Origin of the sequence: Halomonas sp. SL1 (genome assembly GCF_003030865.2) — a bacterium.
Lineage (GTDB): Bacteria > Pseudomonadota > Gammaproteobacteria > Pseudomonadales > Halomonadaceae > Halomonas > Halomonas halophila.
On record NZ_PYUQ02000004.1, the window covers coordinates 162164 to 179010 of the forward strand.

Below are 16847 nucleotides of genomic sequence, written 5' to 3' on the forward strand. Positions count from 1 at the left end.
CCGGAAGGCGATAGCCGGAAGGCGTGGCACCGGCAACGCCGAGGAGCGCGGCTACGCAAGGGTGCGGCCGAATGGTAAGGTAGACGGCCGGATTCAGCCGCGGATACGACCATGTCGACAGCCCTTCCACGCCGCGTTCTGCTCGGCATCAGCGCCGGCATTGCCGCCTACAAGAGCGCCCAGCTCGCCCGCCTGCTCAAGCAGGCCGGCTGCGAGGTGCGCGTCGTGATGACCGACGGCGCCCAGGCCTTCATCACCCCGCTGACGCTGCAGGCGCTGACCGGCGAACCGGTGCGCACCTCGCTGCTCGACCCCGAGGCCGAAGCCGGCATGGGGCACATCGAGCTGGCCCGCTGGGCGGACCTGATCCTGATCGCCCCGGCCACCGCCGACGCGATGGCGCGACTGGCTAACGGCCACGCCGACGACCTGCTCACCACCCTGTGCCTGGCGAGTGACGCCGACAAGGCCATGGCCCCGGCCATGAACCAGGCCATGTGGCGCCAGTCGGCCACCGCCCGCAACGCCCGTCGGCTGGTCGACGACGGCTGGACACTGCTGGGCCCGGACAGCGGCGACCAGGCCTGCGGCGACGTGGGCCCCGGCCGCATGCTCGAGCCCGACGCCATCCTCGCCGCCCTGAGCGCGCCCGCCGACCGCCCCGCCGAAGGTCTTCACGTGGTGATCACCGCCGGCCCCACCCGCGAGCCGCTGGACCCGGTGCGCTACCTCTCCAACCACAGCTCCGGCAAGATGGGCTACGCCCTGGCCACCGCCGTCGCCGCCCTCGGCGCCCGGGTGACGCTGATCAGCGGACCGGTGGCGCTGCCCACCCCGGCGGGCGTGGAACGCCTCGACGTGGAAAGCGCCCGGGAGATGCACGACGCCGCCCAGCGCCTGGCCGGCGACTGCGACCTGTTCATCGGCTGCGCCGCGGTAGCGGACTACCGCGCCGAGGCGCCGGCCGAGCACAAGCTCAAGAAACAGGAAGGCGAGGACACCCTCACCCTGCGCCTGGTCAAGAACCCCGACATCATCGCCGCCGTCGCCGCACGGCCCGATCGTCCCTTCGTCGTCGGCTTCGCCGCCGAGACCCGGGACCTCGCCGCCTACGCCCATGACAAGCTCGCGCGCAAGGGGCTCGACATGGTGGTGGCCAATGACGTCTCCCGCGCCGGGCTCGGCTTCGGCGCCGACGACAACGCCGCCCTGCTGCTGTGGCGCGAGGGCGACACCACCGGCCAGGACGACCTGCCGCCCCAGCCCAAGGCCGAGCTCGCCGAGGCCGTGATCCGACGCGCCCTGGCACGCCTGACCCCATCGGTCGGCGACGCCGGCTGATCCCCGACTCCGTTCGTCTTTTACCGTTCTATTTCTGGAAGCCACACCATGCCGACCACCGCCGACCGCCCCCGCCTCGCCGTCAAGCTGCTCGACGAGCGGATGCGCGACCACCTGCCCCACTACGCCACCCAAGGCTCCGCCGGTATGGACCTGCGCGCGCTGCTCGACGAGCCGCTGACCCTCGAGCCTGGCGACTGCCAGCTGGTGCGCACCGGACTCGCCATCCACATCGCCGACCCGGGTCTGGCCGGCATGATCCTTCCCCGCTCCGGGCTCGGCCACAAGCACGGCATCGTGCTCGGCAACCTGGTCGGGCTGATCGACTCCGACTACCAGGGCGAGCTGATGATCTCGGTGTGGAACCGCGGCAGCACCACCTTCACCCTCGAGCCCTTCGAGCGCCTGGCCCAGTACGTGCTGGTGCCGGTGGTGCAGGCCGAGCTCGAGCTGGTCGACGACTTCGACGAGAGCCTGCGCGGCGGCGGCGGCTTCGGCCACTCCGGTCGACACTGACGCCTCCGGTCGCCACTGATGCTTCGGGCCGCCACTGACGTTGCTGGCGCCACCGACAACGATTTCCTCACACAGGAACGATGACATGACTCAGAATGGCTCTTGCCAGGCTCCGGCCTCGATCTTCCGCGCTTACGACATCCGCGGCATCGTCGATGACACCCTCACCGAGGCCGGCGTCGAGGGCATCGGCCAAGCCATCGGCAGCGCCGCCCTCTCCCGCGGCGAATCCCGGGTGGTGGTGGCCCGCGACGGCCGCCTCTCCGGCCCGCGGCTCAAGGACGCCCTGACCCGCGGCCTGACCGCCAGCGGCTGCGACGTGATCGACATCGGCATGGTGCCGACCCCGGTGCTCTACTTCGCCACCCACGTGCTGGACGGCACCGCCTCCGGCGTGATGGTCACCGGCAGCCACAACCCGCCGGACTACAACGGCTTCAAGATCGTGCTCGGCGGCGAGACGCTGTCCGGCGAGACGATCACCGACCTGCATCGCCGGATCGAGGAAGGCGACCTGGCCGAGGGCGCCGGCGAGGTGCACCAGGAAGACGTGCGCGAGGCCTATCTCGAGCGCATCCTCGGCGACGTGAGCCTGGCCCGCCCGCTCAAGGCGGTGGTGGACTGCGGCAACGGCGTGGCCGGCGAGCTCGGCCCCAAGCTGGTCGAGCGCCTGGGCGCCGAGACGATCCCGCTGTTCGCCGAGATCGACGGCACCTTCCCCAACCACCATCCGGACCCGGGCAAGCCCGAGAACCTCGAGGACCTGATCCGCGCCGTACGCGAGCACGACGCCGACATCGGCCTGGCCTTCGACGGCGACGGCGACCGCCTGGGCGTGATCACGCCCCAGGGCCAGCTGATCTACCCCGATCACCTGATGATGGCCTTCGCCGAGGACATGCTCGAGCGCAACCCCGGTGCGCGGGTGATCTTCGACGTCAAGTGCACCGGCAACCTGGCCCGCGTCATCGAGGAGGCCGGCGGCACCCCGGAGATATGGCGCACCGGCCACTCGCTGATCAAGGCGCGCATGAAGGAGACCGGCGCGCAGCTGGCCGGCGAGATGAGCGGCCATATCTTCTTCAAGGAGCGCTGGTACGGCTTCGACGACGGCCTCTACGGCGCCGCCCGGCTGCTGGAGGTGCTGTCGCGTCATGAAGAGGACGCCGATGCCTTCTTCGCCCGCTACCCGCAGGACATCGGCACCCCGGAGATCAACGTCGCGGTGACCGACGAGACCAAGTTCGAGCTGGTGGCGCGGCTGGCCCGGGAAGGCGACTTCGGCGACGATGGCGTCAAGACCACCCTCGACGGCATCCGCGTCGACTATCCGGACGGCTGGGGCCTGTGCCGCGCCTCCAACACCACGCCGGTGCTGGTGCTGCGCTTCGAGGGCAAGAGCGAGGCGGCGCTCGAGCGCATCCGCGCCCGCTTCGCCGACGCCCTCGCCCAGGTGGCCCCGGACCTCGAGCTCGCGCTGTGAGCCACGACAAAGACACGACCAGGAAGGAAGACATGAGCGAACAGAACCGCGACCCGCGCCAGGTAGTGGAGGTGCTGTCGGAGGCCCTGCCCTACATCCAGCGCTTCTCCGGCAAGACCGTGGTGGTCAAGTACGGCGGCAACGCCATGACCGAGGACACCCTGATCGACTCCTTCGCCCGCGACATGGTGTTGATGAAGGAGGTCGGCATCAATCCGGTGGTGGTCCACGGCGGCGGCCCGCAGATCGGCGACCTGCTCGACAAGCTCAAGATCGAGTCGCGCTTCGTCAACGGCATGCGCGTCACCGACGCCGAGACCATGGACGTGGTCGAGATGGTCCTGGGCGGGCTGGTCAACAAGGGCATCGTCAACCTGATCAACCAGAGCGGCGGCAAGGCCATCGGCCTGACCGGCAAGGACGGCGGCCAGATCCGTGCCCGCCAGCTCCAGGTCGAACAGCAGACGCCGGACATGGCCGCCTCCGAAATCATCGACATCGGCCACGTCGGCGAGGTGGAGCACATCTCCACCGACCTGATCGAGATGCTCGCCGAGCGCGACTTCATTCCGGTGATCGCACCGATCGGCGTCGACGAGGCCGGGCGCAGCTACAATATCAATGCCGATCTGGTGGCCGGCAAGGTGGCCGAGGCGCTGGACGCCGAGAAGCTGATGCTGCTGACCAACGTCTCCGGCCTGATGAACGCCGAGGGCGAGGTGCTCACCGGCCTGACCACCGCTCAAGTCGACGCCCTGATTGCCGATGGGACCATTCACGGCGGCATGCTGCCGAAGATCCGCTGCGCCCTGGACGCCGTGAAGGGCGGCGTGGCGAGCGCTCACATCGTCGACGGCCGGGTGCCCCATGCGACCCTGCTGGAAATCTTCACCAACGCGGGAGTGGGCACGCTGATCACCAACGCGAACCGATGATGATGCCGGGGCCGACGCCCCGGCTGCCCCTCTTATCAAGGACCGACAAGAAAAGACCATCATGACGCAGGCAACTCACACCCCCAGCCGCCGGGAGCAGATCCTCCAGGGGCTGGCGCTGATGCTGGAGGAAGACAGCGGCAAGCGCATCACCATCGCCGCCCTGGCGCGCCAGGTCGGCGTCTCCGAAGCCGCCCTCTACCGCCATTTCCCCAGCAAGGCACGCATGTTCGAGGGGCTCATCGAGTTCATCGAACAGACGCTGTTCGAACGCATCGGCCGCATCCTCGAGGAGGTGCCCGAGGCACTGCCTCGCTGCGGCCAGATCCTCACCCTGGTGCTGGCCTTCGCCGAGAAGAACCCGGGCCTGTCGCGGCTGCTCGGCGGCGACGCCCTGACCGGCGAGACGGCGCGGCTGCGCCAGCGCATCCACCAGCTGTTCGAGCGCCTCGAGACCCAGCTCAAGCAGGTGCTGCGGGAGGCGGAACTGCGCGAGGGGCGTCGCCCGTCGCTGCCGATTCCCGCCGCCGCCAACCTGCTGGTCGCTCAGGTCGAGGGACGCATCGCCCAGTACGTGCGCAGCGACTTCCGCCACCTGCCCACCGCGCACTGGGATGACCAGTGGCCGGTATTATCGGCGGGGCTACTGCGCGAGGCAGTGCAGACCGCCTGACGCCGCTCGCCGCGAGAACCGGCAACAAAAAACCCCGAAGGCACCAGCCTTCGGGGTTTTCTTCGTGCGGCGCGGCGGCCCGTACCGTCAGGCCGCCAGGGTCTCGCCGATCTGCTGTTTGATCTTCTTCATGGCGTTCTTCTCGAGCTGACGGATGCGCTCGGCGGATACGCCATAGACGTCGGCCAGCTCGTGAAGGGTCGACTTGTCGTCGCTCAGCCAGCGCTGCTGGAGGATGTCGCGGGAGCGCTCGTCGAGCCCCTCCAGCGCCATCTGCAGGCGGCGGGTGGCGTCGGCCTCCCAGTCGCTGTCCTCGAGCTGGGTCGCCGGATCCTGGCTGGCGTCGTCCAGATAGTGGACCGGCGCCTGGTAGGCGGTCTCCTCGTCCTCGCCCGGCGCGGCATCGAAGCCGGCGTCGTGGGCGGACAAGCGCCCCTCCATCTCGCGCACGACCTCGGGCTTGACGTCGAGATCCTTGGCAATGGCCTCGACCTCGTCGGTGTTCAGCCAGGCCAGGCGCTTCTTGGCGCTGCGCAGGTTGAAGAACAGCTTGCGCTGCGCCTTGGTGGTGGCGATCTTGACGATCCGCCAGTTGCGCAGCACGAACTCGTGAATCTCGGCCTTGATCCAGTGTACGGCGAAGGACACCAGACGCACGCCCTGGCGCGGATCGAAACGCTTGACCGCCTTCATCAGGCCGACGTTGCCTTCCTGGATCAGGTCGGCCTGAGCCAGGCCATAGCCGGAATAGCTGCGCGCGATGTGTACGACGAAGCGCAGATGCGACATCACCAGACGGCGCGCCGCCTCGAGGTCGCCCTCGTCGTGCAGACGGAAGGCCAGGTCACGCTCCTCGTCGACGGTCAGCATGGGGATGCCGTTCACCGCCTGGATGTAGCCGTTGAGGTCGTGGCCCGGGGAAAGGTGGCCCACCGGCAGAAGACTGGTGCTCATGTGCAAAATGTCTCCGTTGAAGCCCGTGTGTGGAATCCCTTGTATGGAAACCCGTACTGGGAACCTGAGTCGCCGCATTGGATAGCGGCTTACCGATTTGGTTCCGGCAGTATTCCCGATTCGCAAATGCGTCGCTAGCGGGGCCGGATCTGAGCCAGGTGGCGACTCACGGCGATCCAGGCGCCCAGCCAGCCCAACAGTGTACTACAGCCGAGCAGGGTTGCCGACCCCGTGAAGCCGAGCCCCGGCAGCGTGAACGTCGCGCCGTAGCTGGCCGCCAGGGCGGAAATCGGCGCCGCCAGCCAGTTGCCGCCGAGGGTCAAGAGCCCGCAGGCGAGCAGGCCGCCGCCCAGGCCATACCAGGCCCCGCTGTAGAGGAAGGGACGGCGCACGAAGGCATGGGTGGCGCCGATCAGGGTCACCACCTCGATCTCCTGGCGTCGATTCTCCACCGCCAGGCGAACGGTGTTGCCGACCACCAGCAGCACCCCGAGGCCGAACAGCACGGCGAGCCCCAGCCCGACCCGGCGGCCCAGCTCGGCCAGGCGACCGAGGCGCTCCAGCCAGGCCAGGTCCAGGCGCACCTCCTCGACCCCGGCCACCTCCTCCAGGTCGCCGGCCAGGCGCTTCACCGCCGCCGGCGCGGGGTCGTCGGGGCGAATCACCACGCTGGCCGGCAGCGGATTGCCCGGCAGCCGCGCCAGGGCATCCTCCAGCCCCAGCGCCTGCTGGAATTCGGCCATGCCCTCGGCGGCGGTGATCAGGCGCGTGCCGGCCACGCCATCGTGGGCGGCGAGGGCCTCGACGATGCGCCCCGCCTCGGCGTCCCCGACGCGATCCTCCAGGTAAACGGTGACGGTCGCACTCTCGTCGAGCTCGGCATCGAGCAGTCGTGCCCCGTCCAGGGTCAGCCACAGCCCCGCGGGCAGCACCAGGGCGATGGCGATGGCGAGCATGGTCAGCAGGCTGCTCAGCGAGTGGCGCAGCAGCCGACGGGCACTGTCCAGCGCCATGGCCCGGTGGTGGCGCAGCCAGCTGCGCCAGCGGCCGCCGGAGGACGGACGCTGGGCACGGGCGCCACGGCGGGCAGGCGTCTCTCGGCTCATGAGGCCTCCTCGTCGGCCACCAGACGCCCTTCGTGGAGGCGCAGGGTACGGTGGCGCAGCCGGGCGATCAGCGCCAGATCGTGGCTGGCGATCATCACCGTGGTGCCGATGCGGTGGAAATCCTCGAACAGGCGCATGATGTCCGCCGAAAGCTGGGGATCCAGGTTGCCGGTGGGCTCGTCGGCCAGCAGCAGGGAGGGCTTGTTGACCACCGCCCGGGCGATGCCCACGCGCTGCTGCTCGCCGCCGGAAAGCTCGATCGGCAGCGCCTTCTCGCGGTGCAGCAGCCCCACCTTGTCCAGCGCGGCGCGCACCCGCCGCGCCGCCTCCCTCGGCTCGGCGCCCTGGATCTCCAGCGGCAGCGCCACGTTGTGATAGATCGAGCGGTCGAACAACAGCTGGTGATCCTGGAACACCACGCCGATCTGGCGCCGGTAGAACGGCACCTGGCTGTGATGCAGGCGGTCGATGTCATGACCGGCGACCAGGATGCGCCCGCGGCTGGGCCGCTCCAGGCGCATCAGCAGCCGCAGCAGCGAGCTCTTGCCGGCCCCGGAGTGGCCGGTGAGAAACACCATCTCGCCGCGGCGCACGCGGAAGTCGAGATTGGCGAGCGCCTCGAAGCGCCCGCCGTAGCGCTTGCCGACGTGCTCGAAGGCGATCATGCCGAGGCGTCGTCGCGGTCGAACAGGGCGTCGACGAACTCCCGGGCATGGAAGGGACGCAGATCGTCCAGGGTCTCGCCGACGCCGATGAAGCGGATCGGCGTGCCCAGCTGCTGGGCCAGGGCGAAGATGACGCCGCCCTTGGCGGTGCCATCGAGCTTGGTCAGGGTGATGCCGGAGACCGGCACCGCCTCGTTGAAGGTGGACGCCTGGGACAACGCGTTCTGACCGGTGCCGGCATCCAGCACCAGCATCACCTCATGGGGCGCCTGCTGGTCGAGCTTGCCCATCACCCGACGCACCTTCTTGAGCTCCTCCATCAGGTGCGCCTTGTTGTGCAGCCGGCCGGCGGTGTCGGCGATCAGCACGTCGACGCCGCGGGCGCGGGCCGCGGCCAGGGCATCGTAGACCACCGAGGCGCTGTCGGCGCCGGTGTGCTGCGCCACCACCGGCACGTCGTTGCGTTCGCCCCAGACCTTGAGCTGCTCCACGGCGGCGGCGCGGAAGGTATCGCCGGCGGCCAGCATCACGCTGCGGCCCTCGCGCTGGAAGCGCTGGGTCAGCTTGCCGATGGTGGTGGTCTTGCCGACACCGTTGACGCCGACCACCAGGATCACGAACGGCCCCTCGCCCTTGGGCGGCAGCTCGAGCGGCCCAGTGACGCCCTCGAGCAGGGTCGCCAGCTCCTCCTGCAGGGCCTTGTACAGCGCCTCGGGGTCCTTGAGCTCCTTGCGCGAGACGCGGTCGGTGAGCCGGTCGATGATCTCGGTGGTGGCCTCGATGCCCACGTCCGCCATCAGCAGCTGGGTCTCGAGCTCCTCCATCAGATCGTCGTCGATCTGCTTGCGGCCCATGAACAGGCCGGCGAGCCCCTCGGTCAGGTTGGCGCGGGTCTTGCCCAACCCCTCGCGCATGCGCGCGAACAGGCCCTTCTTCTTGCCCTGGGGCTTCTCGCGGGCCTCGGCCCTGGGCGCCTCCCCCGGCGCCGGAGCGGGCTCGGGCTCCGGCTCGGCTGGCGACTGGACGGCGGGCTCGGCCTCGGGCTCCGCGGCCGGCGGTTCGGCGTCTGCCACCTCGGGCGTCTCGGGCTCGGACGCTTCCGGTTCGACGTCGGCTGCCCGGGGCGTCTCAGGCGCCTCTACCGGCGCGGTTTCGGCGCCTGCCGTAGGGGTCTCGGGCTCCTCGACCGGCTCAGGCTCAATGGCCGGCTCGGGCGCTGCGGACGCCTCGGTTTCATCGTCGCGCTCGGCGACGGGTGCCGGCTCGGTCGCCGGGGCGGGCTGCGCCTCGGTCGGCGTCTCGGCCTCCGGCTCGGCCGTCGCGGCATCAGGCGCCTCCTCCTGCTCGACCTCGGGGGCCTGCTGGGGCTCCTGCTGCTGCTCTTGCTGCTTCTTCTTGCGCTTGAAAAAACCGAACATGGGGGGATTCAGCCTCGCGGGTGAACGAATCGCCACATCCTACCATCGCGCACCATGACTGTGGACAAGGCGCCCGCTACAATCGCGCCCATGAGCCGACGACGCCCCTCCTCCCGTTCCTCGACGCCTGCCCGCGGCCGCGGCAAGCAGGCGACCTCCCGCCCCGCCGGGCAGCTGCGCATCATCGGCGGCGAGCATCGCCGCCGCCGGCTGCCGGTGCTGGACAGCCCGGGCCTGCGCCCCACGCCGGACCGCGTCCGCGAGACGCTGTTCAACTGGCTGGGCATGGCCACGCCCGGCGCCCGGGTGCTGGATCTGTTCGCCGGCACCGGTGCGCTGGGCCTGGAGGCGCTCTCGCGCGGCGCCGCCGAGGCGACGCTGGTGGAGCGCGACGCGCGGGTCGCCCGGGCGCTGTCCGATAACCTGGCGACGCTTGGCATCGCGTCCGCCGAGGTCAGCGTCGCCGATGCGCTCGGCTATCTCGAGGCCGGGCTCGCCGAGGAACGGTCGCCCTTCTCGCTGGTGTTCCTCGACCCGCCCTTCCGCCAGGGCCTCGCCGCGCCCTGCTGCCGCGCGCTCGAGGCCGGTTGGCTGGCGGCGGACGCCTGGATCTACGTGGAGACCGAGTCGGAGCTCACGCCGGCGGTGCCGAGCGGCTGGCGGCTGCATCGCGAGGTGCGGGCCGGCGACAGCACCGGGCGGCTCTATCACCGCCCGGACACGGCCGGCGCGTCGCCCGACGACGACGCTTGCTGAGCCCCCTCCACGGCGTTAGTCTGCCGCTGCAGGACGCCAATCACGGGCCCCGCCCCGCCGACATCGTCAGGAGAAACGGATGAGCATCGAACTCTTCAACCAGCTCGAACAGAAGGTATCCAGCGCCGTCGAGGCACTGGAATTGATGAAACTGGAAGCCGAGGAGCTGCGCGAGGAAAACGCTCGCCTCAAGCAGGAGCGTGAGGAATGGGAACGTCGCCTGTCCGCGCTGCTGGGCAAGTTCGACGATGTCGAGACCGGCAACACCGCCGAACAGCAGGCCGGCTGACGTCCCGGACCGCTCCGCCCCTGGCCGGTCCGTCGTTCGTCAGGCCAGGGGGAGAGACATCAGCAACGCGTCCTCGCGTTCGGTGCCGGCCAGCGGCGGATAGTAGCCGCGCCGGCGCCCGTCTTCCGCGAATCCCGCCCGCCGATACAGCGCGATCGCCGCGGCATTGCCTGCCCTGACCTCCAGCAGCAGCCGCTCGGCGCCCCACTCCCGCGCCCGCTCGATCACCGCGGCCAGCAGCCTTCCCGCCAGCCCCTCGCCGCGTCGTTCCGGTGCGATGAGAATGCTCTCGAGCTCGGCATCGAAGGGCTGACGCGACACCACCGCGTGGCCGATCAGCCCTGCCGCATCTTCCAGCCCCAGCACCGCGTATTCCGCCACCGCCAGCGCCTGCTCGAGCCGCGTCGCCGACCAGGGATGAGCCTGGCCGCTCGCCTCCAGTTCGATCAGCGCCGAAAGATCGGGAAGGCCCAACGCGCGCAGGCGAGGCTCAGGCATCGCCTTTCGCCTCGCCCTGAGCCTCACCATTCCACTCACGACGCCAGTCGAGCAGCCGCGGCCAGAGATCACGCTTGGCCTCGGCGCTTCCCCCCAGGGTCTCCAGCGCCGGCCCCTGCCAGGCCGGCAGGTCCAGCGCCGTCGAGCGCTCGCCGTCGATCGCCAGCACCCGCGTCAGGGTGGCGTCGTCGCCGAACACCAGCAGCCGTTCCGGCGCCCAGCCGCGACGCGCGCGGCCGGCCAGGAAGGCCCCGAGCCCCTGGCGCGCCTCGTCCAGCGGCGCCTGCACCTCCAGGCCTTCGATCTGGGGCCAGTGGAAGGGTTCGAAGGCCGGCGCATGCTCCGGGGTGACACCGGCGGCACGCAGCAGATTGACCAGCAGCCGCTGCGCCAGCGGCGAGGGGAACGCCTCGCCGGGCTGTACCACCAGCCAGCGCCCGTCCAGGCAGGCCACCTGCAGGGCGAAGCGCAGGGCTTCCCGGGACTCGTCGGCGGCAGTCTCCCGGGCAGGTGCCGACGCGACGGGCGGCGGCGTCTCCTCGGGAGCCGCCTCGGGCACCAGCCCGCCAAGCAGCGCACGCGCCTTGCGCTCGCCCGGCGGCGGACGCACGGGCGCCTCCGCCGCGGGCGACGCGGGGACGGTCGGTGCAGGAGACGCCTCCGCGGGCGCGTCCAGCAACGCCTGAAGGCGCTCGCCGGGCGCCTGCCGGGCGCCATCGTCCGGCGTCGGCAGCTCCCACTCGCAGGCCTCGGTCTCTCGGGCGTTGGGCAGCCGGTAGCGCGCCGTCCAGGCCGTCAGGCCCATGGCCTCCAGGTACTGCAGCCGCTGGGGCTCGGTGGTCACGACTGACCGCCGCCCCGGCAGTTCGGGGAGTCCGGGCGCGCTGCGCCGCGGGCCTGCCACTCCTCCGGGGTGTAAGGGTGCAGCGCCAGGGCGTGCACGGGGCCGGCCAGCTCGTCGGCCAGCAGCGCATAGATCTGCTGGTGACGCTTGACCGGCATGATGCCGGCGAAACGCGGCGACACCACGGTCACCTTGAAGTGGGTCTCGGAATTCGGCGGCACATGGTGCATGTGGCTCTCGTTCTCCACCATCAGGTAGGTGGGCTCGAGGGCCTGGAGCTTGTGCTCGATGGTCGACTGGATGCTCATCTCGGCGTTCCGCTGGTGAGTGTCGGGGATCATTGTACGCTTTCGGCCGCGGCGCGACGACGGGCGCGCAGCGCCTCGCCGGCCAGCGAGACACGCCCGAGGCTGGCCAGCAGCGACAGGCCGGTGGCCGCCATGCCGGCCCACAGCGTCGCTTGCACAGGTGCCCCGGCGGCCAGGCAGGCGCCGACCAGCGCCACGCCCAGGGACTGCCCCACGGTGCGCGTGGTGCTCATCACGCCGGAGGCATTGGCGCTCTTCTCGGCCGGCACGCTGCCCATCAGCTCGCGATTGTTGGGCGGCTGAAAGAAGCCGAAGCCGAGCCCGCACAGCGCGGTGCGCCACAGGCAGTCGATCACCTCGGCGTCGGCATCGAGCATCGCCAGGCTGCCCAAGCCGATCATCAGCAGCACCAGGCCCGCCGAGCTCAACAGGCTGGGGTTGAAACGATCGGCCAGCCGACCGGCGAGCGGCCCGGCCACCATGATCGTCAGCGGCCAGGGGGTGAACAGCCAGGCGGTCTCCAGCGGCGAGAAGCCCATCTCCTGCTGGTAGAGGAAGGACAGGGCGACGAAAGCCAGCCCCTGGCCGACGAAGGCCAGCCCCTGGGAGGACACCGCCAGGCTGAAGCGGCGCTCGGCGAACATCGACAGCGCCATCAGCGGATAGGGCGCGCGGCGCTGGCGGGCCAGGAAGGCGGCGCCGGCGATCAGGCTGAGGGCAAGCCAACCCAGCGTCTCGAGACCGGGGAGCTCGGCGCCGTTGCCGTCCATGGCCACGAAGAAACCGCCCAGCGTGACCATGGCCAGCAGCGCCCCCCAGCCGTCGAAGCCGCCGCGGCGGCCCGGCTCCCTGGGCAGCGCCCGCCAGGCCAGCACGACCGCCCCCATCGCCGGCAGCGCCGGCAGCGCGAACAGCCACGGCCAGCGGGCCACCGAGAGGATCGAACCGCCCAGCGCGGGTCCCGCGGCGTAACCGATGCCCACCACCAGCGAGCTCAGCCCCAGGGCACTGCCCAGCAGCCGCGAGGGAAAGATGGCGCGATACAGCGAGGGCCCGATCGACAGCGTCGCCGCCGCCGCCACGCCCTGCAGGGCGCGGAACGCCAGCAGCGCCTCCAGGCTGCGCGACAGCGCGCAGCCCAGCGCGGCGACGGCGAACAGCACCAGCCCGCCCATGTAGATCCGGCGCCGGCCGACCAGCTCGCTCAAGGCGGCGAAGACCAGCAGGAAGGCCGCGCAGGTCACCTGGAAGAGGTTGGTCACCCACACCGCGTCGGCCGGCGCCACCTCGAGATCGGCGGCGATGGAGGGCAGCGCCAGGTTGACCATGGAGTTGTCCATCACCGCCATGGTGGTGCCGAGGATCAGCGCCAGCACGGCGAGACGGCGTTCGGAACCCGGCAGGCCATCGTCGCCGGGGCGGTTCGAGAAGAGTCGGCTCATGTGTGATCGTCGCTGACAAGAAAACCGGCCGAAGCCGGTTTTCTCGAGGTTTACCTGCCGGATGGAAGCAGAATCAGTCCTGGTCCGTTTCCAGCAGCAGATTATCGTCCACTTCGGCCACTTCCAGGGCCGCCTCGTCATCGAGGTCGACGGCCAGGTAGCTGTACTCGAAGTGCAGGAAGCGCTGGAACAGCGCCCAGTCGAGGGTCTCGGGCCACTGACGCTCGTCTTCTTCCCAGGCGCGCAGCTCGGTCTCGAGGATCTCGAGATAGCGCTCGCGGACGAAGGCCTCGAGGGCCTCGGGGGTATCCATCTCGGGGATCAGATAGACGGTGCTTTCCCTTTCGACGTCGCCGAGCGAGAGGTCGTCGTCACCCAGGGTGGGTTCCAGGGCGTTGACCCAGTCGACGAAGTGCTGGGTCGGCCTGACGCTCAGGGCGGAACGGTTGAGCAGTTTCATCACGGTCTCCTCGACGTCGAAACGCTGCCATTATGGGTGCCAGGAGCGCTCCTTACCAACACTTCCCAAACAACCTGACTGCGCTGGGGCCAAACAAACGTCTTCCAGCACGCGGAAGGCAGCGAGCTAGACCAAGTCGGCGACGTCGGCTGGCACAGGGCAACGCGAACACGCTGTGAACCCTTCCCTGGGCGCTCCCTTCTTCCTGCTGCGCTGTCGCATCCTGCTTCGCTTGCAGGGCCTGGGGTGACCATCCGTGGTCACCCCGTTCGGCTATCGCCTCACCCCTGAAGAAGGAGGTTCGCTTATCCCCGTGCCAGCCTTGGAACGTCGGACCGTGTCAGTCCACCTGCGGGCGCATGGCCGGGAACAACAGCACATCCCGGATCGAGGCGCTGTCGGTCAGCAGCATCACCAGCCGGTCGATGCCGATGCCCTGGCCGGCGGTCGGCGGCAGGCCGTACTCCAGCGCGCGCACGTAGTCGGCGTCGTAGTACATGGCCTCGTCGTCGCCGGCCTCCTTCTCGGCCACCTGGGCGGCGAAGCGCTCGGCCTGATCCTCGGCGTCGTTGAGCTCCGAGAAGCCGTTGGCGATCTCGCGGCCGCCGACGAAGAACTCGAAGCGCTCGGTGACGAAGGGATCGCTGTCCTTGCGACGCGCCAGCGGGCTGACCTCGGTCGGATAGTCGGTGATGAAGGTCGGCTGCTGCAGGCGATGCTCGACGGTCTTCTCGAAGATCTCGATCTGCACCTTGCCCAGACCCCAGCCGTCCTTGACGTCGATGTCCAGGCGCTCGGCGATCTGGCGCGCGGCGGTCTCGTCGGCCAGCGACTCGGCATGGATGTCCGGGTTGTACTCGAGAATGGCGTCGAACACGCTCAGCCGGCGCAGCGGCTGGCCGAAGTCGTACTCGTAGCTCTCCAGCACCTCGCCCTCGGCGTCGCGCACGGTGTTGGTGACCACGGTGCTGCCTAGCACCCGCTGGGTGACCTCGCGCAGCATGGCCTCGGTCAGATCCATCAGGTCCTGGTAGTCGGCGTAGGCCTGGTAGAACTCGACCATGGTGAACTCGGGGTTGTGCCGGGTCGACAGCCCCTCGTTGCGGAAGTTGCGGTTGATCTCGAAGACGCGCTCGAAGCCGCCCACCACCAGGCGCTTGAGATACAGCTCCGGCGCGATGCGCAGGTACATGTCGATGTCCAGCGCGTTGTGGTGAGTGATGAAGGGCCGGGCCGTGGCGCCGCCGGGGATCGGCTGCAGCATCGGGGTCTCGACTTCCATGAAGCCGTGATCCTCGAAGAAGCGGCGCATGGCGCTGATCACGCCGGCGCGGGTCTGGAAGACCTCGCGCGAATCCGGGTTCATGATCAGGTCCACGTAGCGCTGGCGATAGCGGGCTTCCATGTCGGTCAGGCCATGGAACTTGTCCGGCAGCGGGCGCAGGCTCTTGGTCAGCAGGCGCGCCTCTTCCATCATCACGTAGAGGTCGCCCTTGCCCGACTTGTGCACCGGGCCGCGGCCGGCCACGATGTCGCCGATGTCCCAGCCCTTGATGTCCTCGAGCACGTCCGCCGGCAGGCCCTTCTTGTCGACGTAGAGCTGGATCTGGCCGCTGGCGTCCTGGATGACGATGAACGGTCCGCGCTTGCGCATGATGCGCCCGGCCACGGCCGCGGGACGCGCCAGCGCCTCGAGCTCGGGCTTGTCCTTGTCGCCCAGCTCGGCGGCCAGTTCGGCGGCGGTGCTGTCGCGACGAAAATCATTGGGGAAGGCACTGCCGCCGTCGGTGGCGGCGCGCTCGCGGCGCTCGGCCAGCTTGCCGCGGCGCTCCGCGATCAGGTGGTTCTCGTCCTGGGAAGTGTCCTGGTTAGCCATGTCGCTACCTGTTAAATCATGGTGTCGAATACAGAGACATCTCACCTAGAGCCGCGCGAGCGACGCCGAGACAAGGCGCCCCTCGGACAGAGCGCGGAGTTGACGAGTCGTCAATGAGCATCTCTGGCCGAGGGGCAACGCCGTATCGGCGAGCGCAGCAGGCTATAGGCCTTGTTTGAGGCTCGCCTCGATGAACGGGTCCAGATCGCCGTCCAGCACCTTGTCGCAGTTGCTGGACTGCACGCCGGTGCGCAGATCCTTGATGCGCTGATCGTCCAGCACGTAGGAGCGGATCTGGCTGCCCCAGCCGATGTCGGCCTTGGAGTCCTCGGCGGCCTGCTTGGCCGCGTTGCGCTTCTCCATCTCGTGTTCCCACAGCTTCGCCTTGAGCTGTTTCATGGCGAAGTCGCGGTTGGCGTGCTGGCTGCGCTGGCTCTGGCAGGCCACCACGATGCCGGTCGGCTCGTGGGTGATACGCACCGCCGAGTCGGTGGTGTTGACGTGCTGACCGCCGGCGCCGCTGGAACGATAGGTATCGACACGCAGGTCCGAGGGATTGATCTCGATCTCGAAGCTGTCGTCCACCTCGGGCGACAGGAACACCGAGGCGAAGGACGTGTGGCGGCGGCCGCCGGAGTCGAACGGGCTCTTGCGCACCAGGCGGTGAACGCCGGTCTCGGTGCGCAGCCAGCCGAAGGCGTACTCGCCCTGGATATGCACGGAGGCGGACTTGATGCCCGCCACCTCGCCGGCGGAGAGCTCGGTGATCTCGGCCTTGAAGCCGTGATGCTCGGCCCAGCGCAGGTACATGCGCAGCAGGATGTTGGCCCAGTCCTGGGCCTCGGTGCCGCCGGAGCCCGCCTGGATATCGAGATAGGCGTTGTTCTCGTCCATCTCGCCGGAGAACATGCGCCGGAACTCGAGCTTCTCGAGGCTTGCCTGGAGGTTCTCCAGCTCGCGCTGGACCTCCTCGACGGTGCCCTCGTCCTCCTCCATCTCGGCCAGCTCCAGCAGGTCCTGGCTGTCCGCCAGCCCCTGGTCCAGCTCATCGATGGTGGCGACGATGGCCTCGAGGGTCGCCCGTTCCTTGCCCAGTTTCTGGGCATGGTCCGGATCGCTCCAGACGTCGGGATCCTCGAGCTCGCGGGTGACTTCCTCTAGCCGATCTTTCTTTTCGGCATAGTCAAAGATACCCCCTCAGGACGTCTGTCCGCTCAGACAGGTCCTTGATGAGGTGGTTGATCGGATTGGTTTCCAGCATGGGGTTCGCCTGAATCCAAGGG

18 protein-coding genes are annotated in these 16847 nt (G+C 69.4%); 7 read left to right on the top strand and 11 right to left on the bottom strand.

Going from position 1 to position 16847, the window contains the following annotated elements; translation table 11 throughout:
* Window positions 1-111: 111 nt before the first annotated feature.
* The 5 genes from coaBC to slmA all read left to right on the top strand — a co-directional run bounded on the left by coaBC (window position 112) and on the right by slmA (window position 4948).
* A complete protein-coding gene (coaBC, locus tag C9J49_RS01670) occupies window positions 112-1341 on the top strand; it encodes a bifunctional phosphopantothenoylcysteine decarboxylase/phosphopantothenate--cysteine ligase CoaBC (protein ID WP_107181103.1) in 1230 nt (409 codons plus the stop codon).
* Between the two features lie 48 nt (window positions 1342-1389).
* Window positions 1390-1857, top strand: a complete 468-nt coding sequence (dut, locus tag C9J49_RS01675) for a dUTP diphosphatase (RefSeq protein ID WP_046078385.1) — start codon at window positions 1390-1392, stop codon at window positions 1855-1857.
* A gap of 85 nt (window positions 1858-1942) precedes the next feature.
* Window positions 1943-3340 (top strand): phosphomannomutase/phosphoglucomutase, encoded by a 1398-nt coding sequence (locus tag C9J49_RS01680; protein WP_107181104.1) that lies wholly within the window; start codon window positions 1943-1945, stop codon window positions 3338-3340.
* 32 nt (window positions 3341-3372) lie between these two features.
* Window positions 3373-4275, top strand: a complete 903-nt coding sequence (argB, locus tag C9J49_RS01685; protein WP_035592742.1) for an acetylglutamate kinase — start codon at window positions 3373-3375, stop codon at window positions 4273-4275.
* Window positions 4276-4336: 61 nt separating this feature from the next.
* Complete coding sequence (gene slmA / locus C9J49_RS01690) at window positions 4337-4948, top strand: nucleoid occlusion factor SlmA (RefSeq protein WP_035592743.1); 612 nt, start codon at window positions 4337-4339, stop codon at window positions 4946-4948.
* Window positions 4949-5035: 87 nt separating this feature from the next.
* Here the strand turns inward: slmA and rpoH are convergent, their stop codons facing one another.
* From rpoH to ftsY, 4 genes are all read right to left on the bottom strand, one after another.
* Entirely contained in the window at window positions 5036-5902 is an 867-nt protein-coding gene (gene rpoH, locus C9J49_RS01695) for an RNA polymerase sigma factor RpoH (protein WP_106487804.1), read from the bottom strand.
* Between the two features lie 134 nt (window positions 5903-6036).
* Entirely contained in the window at window positions 6037-7008 is a 972-nt protein-coding gene (gene ftsX, locus C9J49_RS01700; protein ID WP_046078389.1) for a permease-like cell division protein FtsX, read from the bottom strand.
* Window positions 7005-7673: a cell division ATP-binding protein FtsE gene (gene ftsE, locus C9J49_RS01705; protein ID WP_035592751.1), complete on the bottom strand. Its 669-nt coding sequence runs from the start codon at window positions 7671-7673 to the stop codon at window positions 7005-7007. The genes ftsX and ftsE overlap by 4 nt, the downstream gene beginning before the upstream one ends.
* Window positions 7670-9091, bottom strand: a complete 1422-nt coding sequence (ftsY, locus tag C9J49_RS01710) for a signal recognition particle-docking protein FtsY (protein WP_107181105.1) — start codon at window positions 9089-9091, stop codon at window positions 7670-7672. The genes ftsE and ftsY overlap by 4 nt, the downstream gene beginning before the upstream one ends.
* 90 nt (window positions 9092-9181) lie before the next feature.
* Here ftsY and rsmD point away from each other — a divergent pair, with 90 nt between their 5' ends.
* Both rsmD and C9J49_RS01720 read left to right on the top strand, forming a co-directional pair.
* On the top strand, window positions 9182-9847 hold the full coding sequence (gene rsmD, locus C9J49_RS01715) for a 16S rRNA (guanine(966)-N(2))-methyltransferase RsmD (protein ID WP_107181106.1): 666 nt from the start codon (window positions 9182-9184) through the stop codon (window positions 9845-9847).
* A 79-nt stretch (window positions 9848-9926) separates the two neighbouring features.
* Window positions 9927-10136, top strand: coding sequence for a cell division protein ZapB (locus tag C9J49_RS01720; protein WP_035592757.1), 210 nt, complete (start codon window positions 9927-9929; stop codon window positions 10134-10136).
* 39 nt (window positions 10137-10175) lie between these two features.
* Here the strand turns inward: C9J49_RS01720 and rimI are convergent, their stop codons facing one another.
* From rimI to prfB, 7 genes are all read right to left on the bottom strand, one after another.
* Entirely contained in the window at window positions 10176-10634 is a 459-nt protein-coding gene (gene rimI / locus C9J49_RS01725) for a ribosomal protein S18-alanine N-acetyltransferase (protein ID WP_107181107.1), read from the bottom strand.
* On the bottom strand, window positions 10627-11478 hold the full coding sequence (locus C9J49_RS01730) for a hypothetical protein (RefSeq protein ID WP_107181108.1): 852 nt from the start codon (window positions 11476-11478) through the stop codon (window positions 10627-10629). The genes rimI and C9J49_RS01730 overlap by 8 nt, the downstream gene beginning before the upstream one ends.
* On the bottom strand, window positions 11475-11786 hold the full coding sequence (locus C9J49_RS01735) for a BolA family transcriptional regulator (protein ID WP_107181118.1): 312 nt from the start codon (window positions 11784-11786) through the stop codon (window positions 11475-11477). Before C9J49_RS01735 ends, C9J49_RS01730 begins: the two co-directional genes overlap by 4 nt.
* Before the next feature lie 29 nt (window positions 11787-11815).
* Window positions 11816-13228, bottom strand: coding sequence for an MFS transporter (locus tag C9J49_RS01740; RefSeq protein ID WP_046078394.1), 1413 nt, complete (start codon window positions 13226-13228; stop codon window positions 11816-11818).
* A gap of 73 nt (window positions 13229-13301) precedes the next feature.
* On the bottom strand, window positions 13302-13688 hold the full coding sequence (locus C9J49_RS01745) for a hypothetical protein (protein ID WP_035592764.1): 387 nt from the start codon (window positions 13686-13688) through the stop codon (window positions 13302-13304).
* A 340-nt stretch (window positions 13689-14028) separates the two neighbouring features.
* Window positions 14029-15564, bottom strand: coding sequence for a lysine--tRNA ligase (lysS, locus tag C9J49_RS01750; protein WP_035592765.1), 1536 nt, complete (start codon window positions 15562-15564; stop codon window positions 14029-14031).
* A gap of 162 nt (window positions 15565-15726) precedes the next feature.
* A protein-coding gene (gene prfB / locus C9J49_RS01755; protein ID WP_107181109.1) for a peptide chain release factor 2 occupies window positions 15727-16825 on the bottom strand; the annotation gives its coding sequence in 2 pieces (ribosomal slippage) (window positions 15727-16749 and window positions 16751-16825; 1098 coding nt in all).
* Between the last annotated feature and the right edge of the window lie 22 nt (window positions 16826-16847).